The organism is Schaedlerella arabinosiphila (genome assembly GCF_003885045.1).
Classification (GTDB): domain Bacteria; phylum Bacillota; class Clostridia; order Lachnospirales; family Lachnospiraceae; genus Schaedlerella; species Schaedlerella arabinosiphila.
Map to the genome: position 1 here is coordinate 3764532 of NZ_RHJS01000002.1, position 18483 is coordinate 3783014.

General features: G+C 50.4%; 16 protein-coding genes. All 16 read right to left on the reverse strand.

Features of this window, described 5'->3' with window-relative positions:
• Window positions 1-11: 11 nt before the first annotated feature.
• Window positions 12-575: a Fe-S-containing hydro-lyase gene (locus EBB54_RS18025; RefSeq protein WP_004070034.1), complete on the reverse strand. Its 564-nt coding sequence runs from the start codon at window positions 573-575 to the stop codon at window positions 12-14.
• A gap of 1 nt (window position 576) precedes the next feature.
• Entirely contained in the window at window positions 577-1419 is an 843-nt protein-coding gene (locus tag EBB54_RS18030; protein ID WP_004070035.1) for a fumarate hydratase, read from the reverse strand.
• 163 nt (window positions 1420-1582) lie between these two features.
• Complete coding sequence (locus EBB54_RS18035) at window positions 1583-3193, reverse strand: FAD-dependent oxidoreductase (RefSeq protein WP_004070036.1); 1611 nt, start codon at window positions 3191-3193, stop codon at window positions 1583-1585.
• Between the two features lie 13 nt (window positions 3194-3206).
• Complete coding sequence (locus EBB54_RS18040; protein ID WP_004070038.1) at window positions 3207-3881, reverse strand: 4Fe-4S dicluster domain-containing protein; 675 nt, start codon at window positions 3879-3881, stop codon at window positions 3207-3209.
• A gap of 48 nt (window positions 3882-3929) precedes the next feature.
• Window positions 3930-4784 carry an FAD/NAD(P)-binding protein gene (locus tag EBB54_RS18045; RefSeq protein WP_004070040.1) on the reverse strand — a complete coding sequence of 285 codons (855 nt, stop codon included), beginning with the start codon at window positions 4782-4784 and terminating at the stop codon, window positions 3930-3932.
• The gene (locus EBB54_RS18050; RefSeq protein ID WP_004070042.1) at window positions 4784-5815 is read right to left on the reverse strand and encodes a 4Fe-4S dicluster domain-containing protein; all 1032 of its coding nucleotides are present in this window, start codon (window positions 5813-5815) and stop codon (window positions 4784-4786) included. Before EBB54_RS18050 ends, EBB54_RS18045 begins: the two co-directional genes overlap by 1 nt.
• 3 nt (window positions 5816-5818) lie before the next feature.
• Window positions 5819-6793 carry a 4Fe-4S dicluster domain-containing protein gene (locus EBB54_RS18055; RefSeq protein WP_004070045.1) on the reverse strand — a complete coding sequence of 325 codons (975 nt, stop codon included), beginning with the start codon at window positions 6791-6793 and terminating at the stop codon, window positions 5819-5821.
• A complete protein-coding gene (locus tag EBB54_RS18060) occupies window positions 6781-7221 on the reverse strand; it encodes a hydrogenase iron-sulfur subunit (RefSeq protein ID WP_004070047.1) in 441 nt (146 codons plus the stop codon). The genes EBB54_RS18055 and EBB54_RS18060 overlap by 13 nt, the downstream gene beginning before the upstream one ends.
• A complete protein-coding gene (locus EBB54_RS18065; RefSeq protein ID WP_125128441.1) occupies window positions 7212-9200 on the reverse strand; it encodes a CoB--CoM heterodisulfide reductase iron-sulfur subunit A family protein in 1989 nt (662 codons plus the stop codon). Before EBB54_RS18065 ends, EBB54_RS18060 begins: the two co-directional genes overlap by 10 nt.
• A 7-nt stretch (window positions 9201-9207) precedes the next feature.
• Window positions 9208-9597, reverse strand: coding sequence for a 4Fe-4S dicluster domain-containing protein (locus tag EBB54_RS18070; protein WP_004070051.1), 390 nt, complete (start codon window positions 9595-9597; stop codon window positions 9208-9210).
• On the reverse strand, window positions 9594-10388 hold the full coding sequence (locus EBB54_RS18075; RefSeq protein ID WP_004070053.1) for a CoB--CoM heterodisulfide reductase iron-sulfur subunit B family protein: 795 nt from the start codon (window positions 10386-10388) through the stop codon (window positions 9594-9596). Before EBB54_RS18075 ends, EBB54_RS18070 begins: the two co-directional genes overlap by 4 nt.
• Before the next feature lie 28 nt (window positions 10389-10416).
• Window positions 10417-11352, reverse strand: a complete 936-nt coding sequence (locus EBB54_RS18080) for an L-lactate dehydrogenase (RefSeq protein ID WP_004070055.1) — start codon at window positions 11350-11352, stop codon at window positions 10417-10419.
• 157 nt (window positions 11353-11509) lie between these two features.
• Window positions 11510-11731 carry a hypothetical protein gene (locus EBB54_RS18085; protein WP_004070057.1) on the reverse strand — a complete coding sequence of 74 codons (222 nt, stop codon included), beginning with the start codon at window positions 11729-11731 and terminating at the stop codon, window positions 11510-11512.
• A 90-nt stretch (window positions 11732-11821) separates the two neighbouring features.
• The gene (locus tag EBB54_RS18090) at window positions 11822-14857 is read right to left on the reverse strand and encodes an AAA domain-containing protein (RefSeq protein ID WP_125128442.1); all 3036 of its coding nucleotides are present in this window, start codon (window positions 14855-14857) and stop codon (window positions 11822-11824) included.
• A gap of 395 nt (window positions 14858-15252) precedes the next feature.
• On the reverse strand, window positions 15253-15912 hold the full coding sequence (locus tag EBB54_RS18095) for a YczE/YyaS/YitT family protein (protein ID WP_004070061.1): 660 nt from the start codon (window positions 15910-15912) through the stop codon (window positions 15253-15255).
• A 295-nt stretch (window positions 15913-16207) separates the two neighbouring features.
• Window positions 16208-18430 (reverse strand): alpha-galactosidase, encoded by a 2223-nt coding sequence (locus EBB54_RS18100; protein ID WP_125128443.1) that lies wholly within the window; start codon window positions 18428-18430, stop codon window positions 16208-16210.
• Window positions 18431-18483 lie beyond the last annotated feature (53 nt).

Genomic DNA, 18483 nt, shown 5'->3' on the forward strand with positions numbered 1-18483 from the left:
ATGTCCTACAATTACTCTTTATGCTCTTCCAGATAAGCGGCTCTTCCGCTCTCGTACAGGTTATTTCCCTCGCTGTCGATGATGACAACCAGCGGCATATCCTCAACATAAAGCTTTCTCAGCGCTTCCGCACCCAGATCTTCAAAAGCGATCAGTTCTGCTTTTTTGATACATTTTGCAAGCAGAGCTCCCGCTCCGCCGATGGCTCCGAAGTAAACGCCGGAATACTTCTTCATCGCGTCGATAACTTCCGGAAGGCGTGCACCTTTTCCGATCATTCCGCGTGCGCCTACGGACATCATAGTCGGCGCGTAAGCATCCATACGCCCGCTGGTGGTCGGTCCTGCAGAACCGATGACCTGGCCCGGTTTTGCCGGAGTCGGCCCTACATAGTAGATGGTCGCATCTTTCGGATCAAATGGAATCTCTTCGCCTTTTGCCAGAGCCTCGCACATCCGCTTATGGCCTGCGTCCCGGGACGTATAGATCGTTCCTGTCACAAGAACGCTGTCGCCTGCGTGCAGTGTCTTTGCAAGTTCCTCTGTCAATGGTAATGTAATCTTTTTTGCTGCCATCTTAGATCACCTCCGATTTATGACGTGTTACATGGCAGTTGATATTCACTGCACATGGCATGCCTGCAATATGGGTTGGCAATGTCTCAATATTCAAACCGATCGCTGTCGTCTTTCCACCGAAGCCCTGGGGTCCGATGCCCAGCTTGTTGACTTTTTCCAGCATCTCTTTTTCCAGGTCTGCATAGAAGGGATCCGGATTGGAGGAATCAATGGGCCGCATCAGCGCTTTTTTCGCCAGAAGGGCAGCCTTGTCAAAGGTTCCGCCGATTCCAACGCCCACTACCATCGGCGGGCAGGGATTGGGGCCTGCGGTCTCCACAACCTCCAGGATGAAGTCCTTGATCCCCTGCAGGCCGTGAGACGGCTTAAACATACGGATCTGGCTCATATTCTCGCTTCCGAAGCCCTTCGGTCCAACGGTGATCTTGATCTGCTCGCCGGGAACGATCTCTGTGTAGAGCATTGCCGGTGTGTTGTCTCCTGTGTTTCCGCGGCGAACCGGGTCTTTTACAACAGATTTCCGAAGATATCCCTTGTCGTAACCCCGGCGTACACCCTCGTCAACTGCTTCCGCAAGGCTGCCGCCTGTCAGATGCACATCCTGGCCGATCTCTAAAAATACACATGCCATGCCGGTATCCTGGCAGATCGGCACGCACTCGCTGTCCGCGATCTCAAAGTTCTCGATGATATTATCCAGGACGCCCTTCGCGATCTCTCCGTCCTCACAGGCACGGCAGTCTTTAATCGCGCATTTCACGTCTTCCGGAAGATGCTCATTTGCTTCGATACAAAGTTTTTCTACGACTTCCGTAATCTTGCTTACTTCTATCTCACGCATAACTTAATCTCCTTCTTTATATTCACGGCGGGGCTGCCGGAAACTGATTTTTCTCACACGAAATATTGCCACCTGTACGGTTGGATGCTCTAAAGAGGCTCCAACCGGCTCAGGTGGGAATATCATCCCTTCCCGGCACCCCCGTTCCCAATACTGCTATCGATTATCTCTCATGGCGCGCATACTTCGGAAGAAGCTTCGGTGATACCTCTCCTGTCGCTGCAGAAGCGCCCTTTAATTCCTCGTCATAGCTTGCCACATGGTCAAGATTCATAGCGCCAAGTTCAACTTCTTTTGCCTTTGCCGCTGCTTTCTTACCTGCGTTCCGGCCGAATACGATGACATCAAGAAGGGAATTGCCCATCAGTCTGTTTGTTCCGTGGATTCCGCCTGCTGCCTCTCCTGCTGCCAGAAGATTCGGAATGTTCTTTGCGAAGCCTTCTCCGTCGATCTCAAGACCGCCGTTCTGATAATGCAGTGTCGGATAGATCAGGATCGGAACTTTTCTCATATCGATTCCATACTTCATATACATACGGAACATGGCAGGGATTCTCTTTTCGATCGTTCCCTCTCCTCCGAGAATCTCGATCATCGGTGTATCAAGCCATACGCCGTGCTCTCCGTCGGGCGTCTCTACGCCGCGGCCTTCTCTGCATTCACGGATTACACCTGAAGCATTGACGTCGCGGGTCTCCAGAGGATGAATATAAGCTTCCCCATTTGCATTGACAAGCTGTGCGCCGACAGAACGAACCTTCTCTGTCACAAGAGCGCCCAGGATCTGCACCGGATAAGCGACGCCTGTGGGATGGTACTGGATGGAATCCTGGTACAGAAGCGGTACTCCTGCCCGGTATCCCAGTACAAGACCGTCTGCCGTTGCCCCGTAGTGGTTGGATGTGGGGAATCCCTGGTAATGCATTCTTCCCGCGCCGCCTGTTGCGATCACAACCGTCTTTGCTCTGGCAACAGAATAATCTCCTGTCTCCATATTGAGAAGGACCGCGCCTGCAGCCTGGCCTTTCTCATCCTTGATGATCTCTACCGCAGAAGTAAATTCTACCACCGGGATCTGAAGGTTCAATACTTCGTCGCGGAGTGTACGCATGATCTCTGCACCGGAGTAGTCCTTACATGCATGCATTCTCTTTCTGGAGGTACCGCCGCCGTGGGTCGTTACCATCCGTCCGTCTGCATCCTTGTCAAACATAACGCCCAGTTCGTTCAGCCATTTGATCGCGTCAGGCGCTTCCATTACAAGGCGTTTTACCAGTTCCGGCTTTGCAGCAAAATGTCCGCCGCCGAATGCGTCCAGATAATGCTGTACCGGAGAATCATTTTCCTTATCTGCCGCCTGGATACCGCCTTCGGCCATCATCGTATTCGCATCGCCAATACGGAGTTTTGTCACGATCATTACATTTGCGCCTGCATTGTGCGCTTCGATGGCACAGGAGGAACCAGCGCCGCCGCCGCCGATCACAAGCACATCTACGTCATAATCCACCTTCGTAATGTCAACCTTCTCCTCCACAAGACGGCTTGTAGAGTGAAGCATTTCAGCCAGTTCAAGGGGTGCTTTTTGTCCTTTGTTGGGGCCTACTTTAATCTCTGCAAACGCATCTGGATTATAATCCGGATGAAATTCCTTCAGGAGAGCATCTTTTTCGTCAGCAGTCAGACGTCTTGGTTCTGTAGACATACGTTCTGCTCTTGTAGCCTCTACCTTTTTGATGGATTCCATCATATTCTCTGGATATGGTGTATACATATTCGACCCTCCCCTATTTCTCAATCTCTCTTGTGTTGTAAAGTTCCTGCATCTCTTCGATCGGCTTCTGCATGATCTGCTCGATCAGGCTGTCATACTCGCCCCGGTTCACCTCGTCCACACGGTTTTTGAGATGCTCGGTCTCAGGCGCGATGTACTTGCCGGTGAGACGTCTTGCCAGAAGTCCAACCATCGGATGGGAGATTCCTGCCGGACATCTTACGGAACAGCATCCGCAGCTGACACAGTCAAAGGACTCTTCCGCGCATTTCTCAAATTCGCCCCGCTGTGCGTATGCAATATACTGCATTACATTCAGATCCTGGGTACATGCCTTCGTACATGCGTTGCATCCGATACAGCTGTAGATCTCCGGATACAGTTCCATCATGATCTGCTGGGTCGGCTTGATATCCTTGATCTCATAAGTCCTCTTATCTGTCGGGAAGAAGGGGATACTTGCCACGTACATGCCCTCTTCTACCTGTGTCTGGCAGGCAAGGCAGGTCTTTAATTCATTTTTTCCCTTGATCCTGTAGATCGTCGCACATGCTCCGCAGAAACCATGACGGCAGCCACATCCTCTTCCCAGTGTATATCCGGCATATTCCATCGCAGTCATGATCGTAAGTTCTGCAGGTACGCTGTATTTTTTACCGAAAAAATATACATTTACCATCTTTTCCATGTCATTCATGTCCTTTCTTTGATTATTTCATGTTCATCCAATCGAGCCTTAGTATTCATTCGGAAGTTCATCAATCTCATCATACCGGAATACCGGACCGTCCTTGCACACGTACTTGGAACCGATGTTGCAGCGTCCGCACTTTCCGACTCCGCACTTCATCCGGAGCTCCAGTGTCGTATAAACCTGCTCTGTGGTAAATCCAAGTTCCTTTAAGCCTGCAAGCACGAACTTGATCATGATCGGAGGTCCGCACACGAGCGCTGTCTTGTCCGTATCAAATCCAAGCTCCTTCACATAATTCGGAACAAATCCAACATGGCCGTCCCAGCCTTCCTGCTCACGGTCGATGGTCAGGTATACATTCACGCCCTCTGCCTTCATCCAGACTTCCTGGATCTCCTTGAGCTGGACCAGGTCGTCCGCGGAGCGGGAACCATAGACAATATCTACGGTACCGTAATTCGCACGGTTATCCAGCACATAATTGATCACGGAACGGAGGGGTGCAAGGCCGATACCGCCTGCGATAAACAGAAGGTTCTTGCCTTTTAACTCTGTCTCCACCGGAAATGAGTTGCCGTAGGGGCCGCGGACCGTGATCTCGTCGCCCACCTCCAGGCTGTGGAGATAATCTGTCAGGATTCCGCATTTCTTAATACTGAACTCCTGATATTCCTTGTTGGTCGGCGAAGAAGTAATGGAAAACATACCTTCGCTGATACCCGGCGCACAGACCATGGCGCACTGTCCCGGCATATGCTCGAACAGCTTGCCGCCCTCCGGCGCATTGACGCGGAACGTCTTTACATCCGGAGTCTCTTCCCGGATATCTGTGATCACGCCTACCTGGGGGATCAGAGTATCTAATGTATAATTCTTATGACATGTACATTCACCCATTATTTTTCACCTCCCTGATTCTGAAATGCTTTCACGACCTTCACGATGTTCAGGGCGGACGGACATTTTTCTACGCAGCGTCCGCAGCCTACGCAGGAATACATCCCGTCGTTGTTGGCCGGATAGTATACCAGCTTGTGCATGAACCGCTGGCGGAACCGCTGCATCTGGCTGGTGCGGTTGTTGCCGTGGGCCATCATCGTAAAGTCGGAATACATACAGGAATCCCAGCATCTGTAACGGGAAACGCTGTTTCCTGCGGTATAATCCTTGATATCATAGCACTGGCAGGTCGGGCACACAAACGTACAGGTGCCGCATGCCAGACATGGCTTGTATAATTCTTCCCAGATCGGGGAGTCAAATTTTTCCGTAAGGGCATCCCCGTTCCATCCTTCCAGAGAAAGGTTCATATAGGGGAGCTTTTCCACGATTTTGTGGATTGCTTCCTTCTCCGCTTCAACGGCTGCTTCGTCAGCGTCCGAGAGCAGTTCCTTCACCGCCGCTGTCAGCGTCTCGCCTTTTTCGGTCAGCGCTTTCCAGAAAAGATCCTCGCCTACCGTCCAGACTGCTACGTCCGACGCCGGCTGAGCCGCATCCACGCCGAACACCTTGCAGAAGCAGGTCTCTTCCGGTTCGTGGCAGGCCATGGCAACGATGGTTCCGTGATCCCTTCTTGCCGCATAAAAGGTATCGACAGGATCTGTAAGGAATACGTTGTCCAGTACCTCGATCCCCTTCACGTCGCAGGCTTTCATGCCGAATACGACAAAGTCCTGCTCTTTCAGCGTCTGGGGCTCTACGGACATCTTCTTTCCTTCTTTTTTTACGGTGTAAAGACCTTCGCTCTGCGGGAAAAATGCATCTTTCGCTGATTTTACGGTCTTTAATGTATCCAGATCCACCTCTGCGTCCTCAGTCCATGCCGCAAAATTGGTCTGCCCGGCGGTTTTCACCGGAAGATACAGTTCCTGGCTATCCGCGATTAAATGGAATAATGCGGAAAGATCTTTTTTTGCTATCTTATACATACATTATCCCCTCTTTCCTACAATACTTGGTTCCGCGTCTTCAAACGTATAGTTTGTAAGCGGTGCTTTTGATTCGGTATCTTCCCCTGCCTGGTATTCGCCGTACAGCTCGTCAATGTCCTTGATAAACTTGCGGTTGAACAGGTGGAGCGGGATTCCCTGGGGACATACGCGGCTGCATTCTCCGCAGTCTGTACATCTTCCTGCCACATGGAACGCGCGGATGATATGGAACATCTTTTCCTCAAAGGTATCCACATTGGCTTTCTGGGAGCTGTCAAACTTGTTGCTGTCGAATACACACTTGCGGCAGCTGCAGGCCGGACATGCATTTCTGCAGGCATTGCAGCGGATACACTTGCTCAATTCGCTCTGGAAGAATGCAAACTTCTCCTCCGGGCTCATAGCCTCGATCCTTGCCACTTCGTCAAACCGTTCCCCATCCTTGGTTTCCTTGGACTCTCCGATCAGCTCATCGTAGATCATGTGGTCCTTTCCCTTGCAGACATGGCATCTTTCCAGCATAGCGTCTGCGTAGGCGCAGGTCTTTTCTCCATAGATGGTATGGACCTTAAGGGTATCTGCAGCGTCGGTGATCTCCGCGCCTTCAATACTCTCGATTCCCTTGATCCCCTGCTTTTTGATCCGTTCGATATCCAGTTTTCCTTTGCATCCCACACCTATGATATAGGCTTTGTCCCTGTCTACGCGGTGTTCCTTGATCAACTGGTTGAAGCTGTATGTATCGCATGGCTTTAAGCAAACCAATGTCTTTCCTTCCAGCTTGGATGCCTCGATCATATATTTGCTCAGATTGGCCCCGCAGAATCCGTTATACACGAAATCCTCCAGAGCTTCCGCTGTCTCAAAGTAAGCCGGCTCCGGGTTATAAGGCAAGTCTCCGGCTTTCCAGCCGAGAACCCGTGCCACAGTCCCATCTGCCAGCAGTTCTTTTGCACGGTTTACTACTTCTTGCATCTTAAATCCCCCAATCTTACATTTTCGCCAAGAGAATAGATCTTCTCTACAAAACTGTTCATTGTCTCAGAGAACTTCACACCCTCTGCCGCAGATACCCACTCTACGCGTGTACGGCCGTTTTCCACACCGATGTAATCCAACATGGAGAACAACAGGGTCATACGCCTTCTTGCGTAATAGTTGCCGGTACTGTAATGGCAGTCTCCCGGGTGGCATCCGCACATGATCACTCCGTCCGCGCCTTTCTCGAATGCCCTTAAGATGAACATCGGATTCACACGGCAGGAACAGGGAACGCGGATGATCTTTACGTCAGCAGGATAGGACAGACGGCTGCTTCCTGCCAGGTCAGCTCCTGCATAACTGCACCAGTTACAGCAGAACGCTACAATTTTCGGTTTGAATTCTTTATTTTCTAACGACATATTGCATCCACCTCCGCTATAATCTGTCTATTTGAGAATCCCTGCAGATCCATGGCTCCTGACGGACATGCAACGGTACATGCGCCGCAGCCCTGGCAGAGCGCGTTGTTTACCACTGCGATACGGCGGGTCTCACGGATTCCGTGGTCATTGACTTCTTTATCCTCATAGGTGATCGCACCGTATGGGCATACGTTCTCACAGGTGGAGCATCCGTTGCAGAGCAGGATATCTGCCTGTGCGGTACACGGATTGGTCATCAGCTTATCCTTCGCAAGAAGCCCGATCGCCTTCACCGCTGCAGCGCCTGCCTGGGCAACGGTCTCCGGAATATCCTTGGGTCCCTGGCATACGCCGGACAGGAAGATACCCGCTGTGGGGGATTCTACCGGACGCAGCTTGGCATGTGCTTCGGTGAGGAAGTTGTTGGTGTCGATACTTGCGGTCAGCATGGTTGCGATCTTGCGCACATCCGGATTCGGTTCGATGGCTGTTGCCAGGACCACCATATCCGCTTCTTTCAGGATCTGACGGTTGTCCAGAAGGTCAGAGCCCTGAACCAACAGCTTGCCGTCGGGCTGGGGAATGACCTTTCCGACCTGGCCCTTGATGTAATTCACTCCATACTGTTCCACCGCTCTTCTGTAGAACTCGTCAAAGTTCTTGCCCGGTGTACGGACATCGATATAGAATACGGTCACGTTCACATCCGGATATTTGTCGCGGATCAGCATAGCATGCTTTGCGGTGTACATACAGCAGATCTTGGAGCAGTACGGTTTTCCTCTGTCGTCGGAACAGCGGCTTCCCACACACTGGATAAATACGATCTCCTTCGGCGCTTTTCCGTCGGAAAGTCTCTCCAGATGGCCGTGGGTCGGTCCAGCCGCGTTCATCACACGCTCTAATTCCAGGGAGGTGATGACGTCTTTGCTCTGGCTGTACGCATACTCGTCATATTTTTCCAGGTTGATGGTGTCAAATCCGGTGGCAACTACGATAGCACCGTACTTCTCTGTTACGATCTCATCCTTCTGCTCGTAATCAATAGCTCCTGCCTGGCAAACCTTGGAACAGAGTCCGCATTTGCCGGTCTTGAACTTGATGCAGGCTTCCCGGTCGATCACCGGAACATTCGGGATTGCCTGTGCAAACGGCGTGTAGATCGCGCTTCTTGTATTCAGACCCCGGTTAAATTCGCTGGGTGCCTTCTTGGACGGACATTTTTCCTGGCAGACGCCGCAGCCTGTACATTTGTCCATATCCACGCTTCTTGCCTTCTTGCGGATGTCTACCGTGAAGTCGCCTACGAAACCGCTCACTTTGTCTACTTCACTGTATGTATAGATCTTGATCTTGTCGTGTGCCGCCGCTTCCACCATCTTCGGTGTCAGGATACATGCGGAGCAGTCCAGCGTGGGGAATGTCTTGTCCAGCTGTGACATCCTTCCGCCGATGCTGGGTGTCTTCTCCACAATGTCCACTTCATAGCCCGCGTCCGCAATATCCACAGCGGTCTGGATTCCTGCGATACCGCCGCCGATCACAAGCGCTCTCTTGGTCACGCGGCTCTCTCCTGCCTGGAGCGGCGCGTTTAAGTTCACCTTCGCAACCGCCGCACGCATCAGGATAACCGCCTTCTTTGTTCCTTCCTCCATATCCTTGTGAATCCAGGAACAATGCTCACGGATGTTGGCGATCTCCACCATATACGGATTCAGTCCGGCACGCTCTGCTGCCTTTCTGAATGTGGTTTCATGCATACGCGGGGAACAGGAACATACTACAACTCCTGTCAGCCCTTTTTCATGGATGGCCGCCGCGATCTTCGCCTGTCCCGCCTCGGAACACATATACTGGTAGTCTTCGGCATGGACAACGCCCGGCTCCATCTGTGCCATATCTACGACTTTTTTTACATCTACCGTTGCGGCGATATTGCTTCCGCAATGGCAGACAAATACTCCTATCCTCTGCACTTAGACCTCACCTCCTATATCTTCTGAATGCACTGACTAATAACTGCTGCGGAAGTTCCGGGTCCAGTAATTCCGGAATTTCGTTTGGCGACAGATAATCCTGGTCTTTCTGACGCACTACGACCTGTCTTGCCGCGTCGATCAGTTTTCCCGGCTTCACGTCGCGGGGACATCTCTCCACACACGCGAAGCAGGAAAGACATTTCCAGAGCGACTTGGAATTTACCAGGCTTTCAATATCTTCATTGACCACATAGGATACAAATTGATGCGGCTTGATATCCATCTCGTTATAAGACGGACAGGATGCAGAGCATTTCCCGCATTTCATGCATTTCAACGGATTGACGCCGCTGATCTCTTTGATCAGTTCGGCCTGTTTCTTTTCAGAACTCATGACTTCTGCACCTCCTCCTTTACGCCGAGAGCCTCTGCCAGCAGCTCCGTGAAGTAAACCACCGGGAGCTTCCCGCTGCTCTTGTTCAGATTATACAGACATAATGGGCAGGCCGTGATCAGCATCTCCGCGCCGAACCCTTCCGCGCTGTCCATAATCTTCTCGCACATCGTTTTGGACATGTCCTTTTCCTTCAGGGAAATGTAGCCGCCGCAGCACTCATTGCGGTACGGGTAAACCACCGGCTCCGCTCCGATCGCACGGATAAAGTCCTCGATGATCTTCGGATTCTCCGGATCGTCAAAAGCTAAAAGGCTGCTCGGACGAAGAAGCAGGCACCCATAGTAAGCGCCGATCTTCTTTCCTGTCAGAGGATTGGTCACCTTTTTCTTCAGCTCGTCGAATCCAACCTTGTCACGAAGAACCTCTAAGAAATGAAGGACCTCTGTCTCACCTGCATAAGGCTCTTCAAGCTCCATATAATTGTTTGCCCTGGTACGGATGTCCTCCACGTTCTTCATGTCGTCATTGACACGCTTGATCACATGATGGCATGCGGAACACAGGGTTACAAGACTCTGTCCTTTTACCTTTGCCTCATTCAGGGCGCGGACAGAAGACAGCTTTGTAGCGATCTCGTCAGTACCAAGCGGATAGACGCCGCCGCAGCACTGCCAGTCTTCAATCTCTTCCAGTTCAAATCCCAGTGCTTTTGCCGAAGCCCTTGCATAAGCATCCAGATCCTTTGCCTTTGTTCTCAAAGTGCATCCCGGATAATAACTGTACTTCATAGTTCTCGCTGTCCTTTCTTTATTAAAATTATAATTCAATCTGAGCAATGACTGCTTTCAATGCCTCCGCACTGATTTTGAGTTTTTCTACTTCCTCATCGGTAAGCGTCATCGGAATCTTGCTGTGGATTCCTTTGGGTCCAACCAGTGCAAGCGTACTCAGGCAGACATCTTCAATGCCGTATTCTCCGTGCATCATGGAAGATACGGTAGATACGGATTCAGAAGCAGCCATCAGGATGCTGCATAATTTGCACACGCCTCTTGTTACCGCATAGAAGGTAGCCCCCTTATTTGCAATGATCTTGCCGCCGGATTTCTGTACATATGTAAGCATCGCTTCCTTATCCAGCTTCTCAAAGCCCGGCATCATCTCATAGTAATCGTCTACGTTGACGCCCGCGATCCTTGCCGCTGACCATGGAATAAAGGAGGTATCGCCATGCTCGCCGAATACATATGCATGGATATTTCTCTGTGCAACTTTAAAATGTTCGGAAAGACCGCAGCGAAGACGCGCGGAATCCAGAATTGTTCCGGAACCGATAATCTGATTCTCCGGAAGCCCCGAAATCTTGGTAAATACATAGGTCATGATATCAACCGGATTGCTTACGATGATATAAAGCGCCTTGGGAGCCGCTTTTACAATCTCCGGTGTGATCTGTTTTAAGATATTAACGTTGGTCTGGGTCAGCTCAATTCTTGTCTGTCCTGGTTTACGCGCGATTCCGGAAGTAATGATCACGATATCGGAATCTTTTGCGTCCTCATACTCGCCCGCAACAATAGAAACAGGATCTCTGAAGCATGTTCCCTGCTCGATATCCATCACTTCGCCTTCTACCTTTTCCTTGTTGATGTCGATCATGACGATCTCGGACGCGATGTCCTCTCCAGACAATGTGTACGCAATTGTTGAGCCTACGCTTCCGGCTCCAATGATTGTGATTTTGCTGCTCATGTTTTTTCTCCTTTAACCTATTGTTTTTTACTACAAGTTACTCAGCTGGCAAATCCTGTCGTATTTTGCCATCGCTTTCATAATAATAACACATTGACAATAAATTAACAAGCATTTTTCACTGTAAATAGTATACAAATTTTTCCTGTTTTTTTCGTCAGTATTCCTTCGCCACCTCCTTCAGATCATACATCCTCTTAAATGTCTCCAGATCCTCCTCATTTTTGATCAGCATCACCTCTTCCCATTGTCCTGTATGAATATTTTTAAAGCCCGCCACCTGCTCTCCTGTACAGATACTGCAGCGCAGGACAGGCTTCTGGTTAGCTCTGTCATATTCCTTCTTTACCGGCTGCTTTTTGCGAAACATGTTTAACATTTGTTCTGCAGTCTCCCCTTTCCCTTTGTCCTGCTTTTTAAGTTATGATGCTTACAGGCGCCTCATTCCTTTTTGTCTTGATTTTATGCTTTATCTGATTTTCCTGAAATACTCCTCCAGAATCCCTTTGATATAATAGTATCGTCTGGCATAGGAGTTTTCCACCCGGATCAGTTCAAATCCATGCGTTCTGCAGACTTCTGTCTTCTGCCTGTCCCTCTGCTTTACCAGCGATTCATCCTGGTGTTCTTTTCCGTCCAGTTCAATAGCCAGGATCGGCTTTTCCCCGCCGCCGTATTCCTTTTCATATATTACAAAATCAAACCTTTCATTATAAAACAGTCCTTCCCCTGTGTGTCCGTCACGGAATACCTGTGAAATGTCTACTTCATTTTCCACCTTACACTTCCGCCCGTTGTTGAGGATATTTCCAAGGGCATGATTGAGGCTGACCAGAAAATCCGCCTCGATCTGCGCGCTGTAAGGCTTGATGCCCAAAGCGCGGGAGTGCACTTCATCCGGGGAGACACGGCAGAGTCCTTTGCTGCTCACATACCGGGCCAGCTCGTACATATCGTCCTTCTCCGCCTCGTCATGGAGGCGTTCCAGATTCTTTGTGCTGGAAAACAGGACCAGCTTTTCCCTTGCCCGGGAAGTGGCTACGTTGATCAGCTCCCGGTTATTTTTCAGCCACCCGTAGGTTTTCTCCGACATCTGATCCGTTACCGCTGTGGAAAATAAGATGATATCTTTCTCATCTCCCTGAAACGCATGGACCGTACCGCAGGACACATCCTGAATCCCCTTGTCTTTGAGCATCCGGCTGATGCATTCTTTCTGGTTGGCAAAGGGCGTGATGATCCCGATCTTTTTATCCCGGTTGTCCATCACGTACCGGACGATCTGCTCCGCCTCCCGGGGAGCCGCGTTTTTCAGTTCCGTCTCATTGCCCTTGACATCCACATAGACGAGGGGCTGTTCCGGCTTCTCCCGGCTCTCGATCTTCAATCTGCTGTTGTAATATTTTATGTTGTTGAACTCAATGATCGATCTGCAGCATCGGTAGTGATGCCGCAGAAGAATTTCCTCGCTGACAGCGTCATTTGCCAGGAATGTCTTGTAAATGGAATTTTCCAGATAATCGTATTCCTGCGGAATCTGGTAACGCTGCTTGAGGATCTCATTGTCTTTACTGTCCAGAAGGATCACCGGATTCAGCTGCTGAGGATCTCCCACCAGCATCAGGTTCTTTCCCCGGATGACAGGAAGCAGGGACATGGCCGTGCTGCACTGGCTGGCCTCATCTATGATGGTCAGGTCAAAATGTGCCTCCGGGCTTCCGATCCGGTGGGATGAGATACAGGAGGTGGCAACCACAGGGAAAATGCGCAGGAATTTTTTTACATTTTCTGTCTCATTCAGATAACTGTGAAATGCTTTTACCTTCTCGTTCTCGTCATCCAACTCCAGGATATGACGCAGATCCTCGTTTTTGGGTTCACCCAGACGTTTGAGATATTTGATGGAGGTGAAATTCAGGTATTTTTTAAATTCCGCTTCATCGTCATCCAAAAGTGAGAGCGCCTGTTCATTGGTGATCTCGCCGATCTCCTGCAGTTCCCGGCGTATTTCTTCCAATTGCCTTCCCTGCAGGTCAGTCTGGAAAGTCAGATGCTGTGTGCTGCCGAGCAGACACTCGATCGCCTCCTGTTTTTCCCTCAGCGCCAACGTATTCTCATATTTTTTCAAAAGCTCTGTCAGTTTTCTGGCGCGGTTGATCTTATTGTCTTTATTTTTTTCCAGCGTTCCCTCAAAAACCGGCTTGTCTTTGATCCGTTCATACTGTTCCCGGATATCGAGAAGCGCCTGCTTTACAAGGTTTGTATTTCCCAGGCGGATCACCGGGAAGGGGATATCTTCTCCCTGTTTGTAGGGAATGGACCGGAGTTTTTCCACCACCGTATCAATGGGGTGGTTGTTGTAGGATGCCAGAAGCACTGTTTTTTCATTAAAAAATGCCGTGATGATGCTGTTGATGATCGTGTGTGACTTTCCGGTGCCGGGCGGGCCCTGGACATAGGTGACCGGATATTTCACAGCATTGTGGATCGCAAGAAGCTGATCCAGATTGGCCCGGTGTTCCAAAAGCGCCAGCGGGTAATCCTTCCTCCGCTGGGGTTTGCTCAGCAGCTTTCCGAAAAAAGCTTTAACGGGCTGAGTCTCTTTTCCTTCCTCCAGGCTTTTGATGACCGCTTCATACTCCTTGTTCAGATCCACCTTGATATCTCTTGCAAGGGCGATGATATAGGGGCGGTCATCGATCCCCTGCTTAAGCGAATGATAATGTGTGATCCGGTCTTTGATCGTCTCCCTGTGCCGGGTAAATTCCGCAAGCAGGTCATAATCTGCCGGATCCATATATTTCCGGATGCTTTCCTTCTCTCCGTTGACAGTAAATTCCCGGCTGATCGTAATCTCTCTGTCCGGCTGGAGGACACGCCGCTTCACATCCAGATACAGCTTCCGGTACGCAAGAACATACAGCGCTTCTCTCTGGCTGCTCCGGCCCTTGACCAGGATGCTCAATTCATTCATGACCATCTGTCGGTACTGCCAGCTTTTATGCTTCTCCGGCCGTGTACTCTCGTCCTGGAACTGCCGGACCAGCTGCCGGAACTGCTCCTTGTCTAGGGGATATTCTCCATTTTTGAAAGAGCTGCCGTCCAGGTGTTCAAGCAGGGAATACTCACACTGGTAAGGCTGGGTATCCAGACGGTTGCAGTCGATCAGGTAATTGAGGATCTTCAGGTTCACAGTCTGCCCGAAAAGGGGTTCGTATTTTTCCGGATTCCGTTCGATGTCCTCCACAAGCTGTTCTTCGATCTTATAGGTGGAAGCCTCCACCACCGCGGCAGACAGGATGGAGTCTATATAAATGAAATCGTACCGCTCCACGGTATGCATCATTAGGTGAAAGCCTTCCACACTGAGGCTGCGTTTCCTGACGTCAATCCCGTGGATAGCGATCCAGTAGTTTGTGATCTGGTCTCTCTGGTTTTTATATTCTATGCTGAGCCATTTTCCCTCATGTATTGCTTTGAAAATATTCTGGGCGATCCTGTCCATACCATCTGCTCCCGCACTCTGCGCAAAATAAGTAAAAAAATCTGTGACTATTGTACCATGTCACACGCAATTTGAAAATACTTTTCCTGATCGGGTTTACACTTTTTTATACTATGTAGTACGACATGAAAATTCACAATTTTTTAATGGCATTTTTTTTAATGCTTAGGCAATCATCAGGTTATTCCTGTCGATTTAATTAAGGCGGTGGGGATAAGCGAAATCTCGATAAAAGAATTAACTTACCGTCAAAAGAACCTGTGACAACGGGAATCTAAAAATCACCTTGAAGATGAATGCAGAAGAGACCACATCTCCTGATCAGGAAAGATGTGGTCTTGTACGTTCTGGAAAATCTTCCGGATTTGATACTTTATGCGGCATTTTCCATGCGCTCATGCTGGCCTCCCATTCATAACCGGCTCCGCAACATGGGTCTTGAAGAACTGGATCAATGGTCCGTTCAGCAGTGCGTTGCAGATCGTGCCGATCCCAATGATGAGCCACAGGTCTCCATGGGACATGAGGCAGAATACCACACCGATCACAACTACCGTAACATCACTCATGACGCGGGCATTCTGGAAGGGAATCTTACCACGGGTCACATTTTCGATAATCACCGCTACACTGTCATAAGGAGCGATCCCCATCTCCGCCACCATATAAAACGCCACGCCCATCCCCGCGAAAATGCTGCCGATGATCAGAGCCAGGATCCGAAGCGGCAGCGTCATCTCTACTTTCAGGATGTCCTGGAACAGCCAGCATATGAAGTCTGCCAGATAACCGACACAGACCATATTGACGATAGTGCCCGCCCCTATGCACTGCTTTGCTTTAAAAAACACAACCACCAGTATCGCCGCATTCATGATCAGCTGCCATGTGCCGAAAGTCATGTGCAGAAATCCGCTGATTCCCAGGTTCATACAGGTAAATGCATCCACCCCGAAAGCACTGAGCCGGTAGGCGCCGACGCAGACCCCAATAAACAGAATGCCGGTCACCATCATGATGCAGCGTTTGAGAAAAGGTTTGTTTTGCGTATCCATTCGAATAACCCCCTGTAAATAATTTCCAGCTGTGCGGTTGCGATTCGATAGGTCATTTTCATGCAATTTATTACTTTGCAATGAAAATGACCTGTCGAATCAGCAACCCACTTATTAATGAGCAAAAAGCGGCTGCGTTAGCAGACGTAAGAGTGCGTCAGCACGGTTTTTGCGAATGGATAAGTGGGTTGGATGCTCCAAGGAGCATCCAACCGCACAGCTGGAATAATTTTTGAAAGATCCGGAACAGCAGACAGGTCGATGGTCTGTTATTCCAGATCTGCCGATTTCCGTATTATATAGCCTTAAATATAAAAAGTCTGGAATCAAAGTCGCCGTAGTCCGCATTCGAATCTTCCACCTGGCCGGATAACGCATCTGACGTGATCAGGCCTAGATTCATCAGTTCATCCCCGTAATAGGACTGTCCTGTTTCCTGATTCCGGTAGCAAAGCTCCGGATCCAGGCCCTGAAGGCGGATCCTCGTATAGGGCAGGTTTACGCCGCAGAGCACCCGGTACCATCCGACAATCGCCTGTGTCTTGTTTTCACTGACTGCCATCCAGCAGGTGATGTTGCCCTCAAAGGGACTGGACAGACGGTAAAACGTGCCGAACTGCAGCACTTCCCTGTATTCCTTCATAAATGCGATCTGATGCTTCACCTCTTCCTGTTCCTGTTCCGTCAGATGGTTCAGGTCCAGTTCATAGCCGAAGGTGCCGAAGTAAGCGACATTTGCCCGTGTATGCAGCGGTGTCCTGCGGAACACCTGATGATTCGGGATGACCGATACGTGGCTTCCAATGCTGCTGACAGGATAGCAATAGGTGGTGCCGTATTGGATCTTTAAGCGTTCGACCGCATCGGAATCATCGCTTGCCCAGCCCTGGGGCGCGTAATAAAGCATTCCCGGGTCAAACCGCCCGCCGCCGCTTGCGCAGGATTCGAAAAGCACATGCGGGAACTCAGAAGTCAGCCTCTCGTATAAGTCGTAGACACCCAGGATATAACGATGGAACACCTCCCCCTGGCGGTCGGCCGGGAGTGCGGCAGAATAGCATTCCGTGATGCTCCGGTTCATATCCCATTTGATATATGAGACCTTTGCCTCCCGTAGGATCTTTGCCATCATTTCATAGATGCAGTCTACGATCTCCTTCCGAGAAAAATCAAGTACAAACTGGTTGCGCCCATGGGATGCCCTTCTTTCCGGCGTCTCCAGAATCCAGTCCGGATGCGCCCGGTAAAGGTCGGAATCTTTATTCACCATCTCCGGCTCAAACCAGAGTCCGAACTTCATCCCCAGGTCTTCTATACGCGCCGCCAGCCCGGTAATGCCGTTTGCCAGGCGCTCCCGATTGGCGGTCCAGTCGCCCAGTCCGGCATGGTCGCTGCTGCGTTCCCCGAACCAGCCGTCATCCAGAACAAATAATTCCACGCCGCATTCCTTTGCTTTAGACGCGATCTCAACCAGCCTGTCCTCTGTAAAATCAAAATATGTCGCTTCCCAGTTGTTATTCAGGATCGGCCTTGGACGGTCCCGCCAGTAACCTCTTGCCAGACGTTTCTGGTAGAGCTTGTGGAAGGTCTGGCTCATACGATTTAACCCGGCATCCGAATAAACCATCACGGCTTCAGGAGTCTGAAATTCTTCTCCCGGTTCCAGCTTCCAGTCAAAGCCATCGGGATGGATTCCCAGCATCACCCGGGTCGTGTCATGCGTATCTACCTCCGCCTGCGCCAGGAAATTGCCGCTGTAGATCAGGCTGAATCCAATGGCCTCTCCCTGAGATTCATTGGTGTCCGGACGTTTCAGCACGATAAACGGATTGTGCTCATGGGAGGAATGTCCTCTTCTGCTGTCCACCGCCTGGATGCCCTGTTCCAGCCTTCGTACCTTTAAATGGCGCTCCCGAGCCCATGCGCCGGAGAACTGGAGCCATTCGTAATCGCAGTCCGGCAGATCCATGCACAGGCTCATGGCAGTCAGCAGATGTACATCTTTTCTTCCATGATTGGTCAGCTTTGCGCTCCGCGCCAGGATTCCGCCTCCCGCGAAAATCGTATAGAAAAGCTGCAGCGTGATCTCCGTCACCGGATCCTTCAAAACCAGTGTCAGGGTTTCCGCCTCGCCGTCCTCTTCTGTATAGGTGGCCGGAAGTCCTACGAGCTTCGGCTTTCCTGCAGTAATCGTGTGGCTCTGATAACGGAAATCCGAAAGGCGGCTGCCGTTTTCCTGAAGGATCTCCACTGCCGGATGCCGGTAATCCGTCGTACCGTATACGCCGTATTCCTGCCTCACATGCTCCAGGGAAAACGACCTGTCTCCTTCGAATACGTAAGAGGTCATGGGGCGGTAGCCGGTTTCCAGAAGATAGGAAAAGTCTTCCTTATGATGGATCCGCTTGCCGAAATACAGCTGGCCCATCTGTTCATTGGGAAGGACCGTCATGATATAGCTGATCTCGTTGTTGAATAAATGAAAGGTACGTGTGCGTTCGCAAAATAATATGCTCATAGAACCCTCCTCCTGGTATAATATAATAACAAATTACTGTGCTCTCCAAGACA

Bases quoted from the DNA above. Each gene is read 5' to 3' on its own strand.
- EBB54_RS18085 (WP_004070057.1), bottom strand. From the start codon at position 11,731: ATGTTAAACATGTTTCGCAAAAAGCAGCCGGTAAAGAAGGAATATGAC.
- EBB54_RS18030 (WP_004070035.1), bottom strand. From the start codon at position 1,419: ATGCGTGAGATAGAAGTAAGCAAGATTACGGAAGTCGTAGAAAAACTT.
- EBB54_RS18090 (WP_125128442.1), bottom strand. From the start codon at position 14,857: ATGGACAGGATCGCCCAGAATATTTTCAAAGCAATACATGAGGGAAAA.
- EBB54_RS18095 (WP_004070061.1), bottom strand. From the start codon at position 15,912: ATGGATACGCAAAACAAACCTTTTCTCAAACGCTGCATCATGATGGTG.
- EBB54_RS18060 (WP_004070047.1), bottom strand. From the start codon at position 7,221: ATGTCGTTAGAAAATAAAGAATTCAAACCGAAAATTGTAGCGTTCTGC.
- EBB54_RS18045 (WP_004070040.1), bottom strand. From the start codon at position 4,784: ATGGGTGAATGTACATGTCATAAGAATTATACATTAGATACTCTGATC.
- EBB54_RS18055 (WP_004070045.1), bottom strand. From the start codon at position 6,793: ATGCAAGAAGTAGTAAACCGTGCAAAAGAACTGCTGGCAGATGGGACT.
- EBB54_RS18025 (WP_004070034.1), bottom strand. From the start codon at position 575: ATGGCAGCAAAAAAGATTACATTACCATTGACAGAGGAACTTGCAAAG.
- EBB54_RS18100 (WP_125128443.1), bottom strand. From the start codon at position 18,430: ATGAGCATATTATTTTGCGAACGCACACGTACCTTTCATTTATTCAAC.
- EBB54_RS18075 (WP_004070053.1), bottom strand. From the start codon at position 10,388: ATGAAGTACAGTTATTATCCGGGATGCACTTTGAGAACAAAGGCAAAG.
- EBB54_RS18070 (WP_004070051.1), bottom strand. From the start codon at position 9,597: ATGAGTTCTGAAAAGAAACAGGCCGAACTGATCAAAGAGATCAGCGGC.
- EBB54_RS18050 (WP_004070042.1), bottom strand. From the start codon at position 5,815: ATGTATAAGATAGCAAAAAAAGATCTTTCCGCATTATTCCATTTAATC.
- EBB54_RS18035 (WP_004070036.1), bottom strand. From the start codon at position 3,193: ATGTATACACCATATCCAGAGAATATGATGGAATCCATCAAAAAGGTA.
- EBB54_RS18080 (WP_004070055.1), bottom strand. From the start codon at position 11,352: ATGAGCAGCAAAATCACAATCATTGGAGCCGGAAGCGTAGGCTCAACA.
- EBB54_RS18040 (WP_004070038.1), bottom strand. From the start codon at position 3,881: ATGGAAAAGATGGTAAATGTATATTTTTTCGGTAAAAAATACAGCGTA.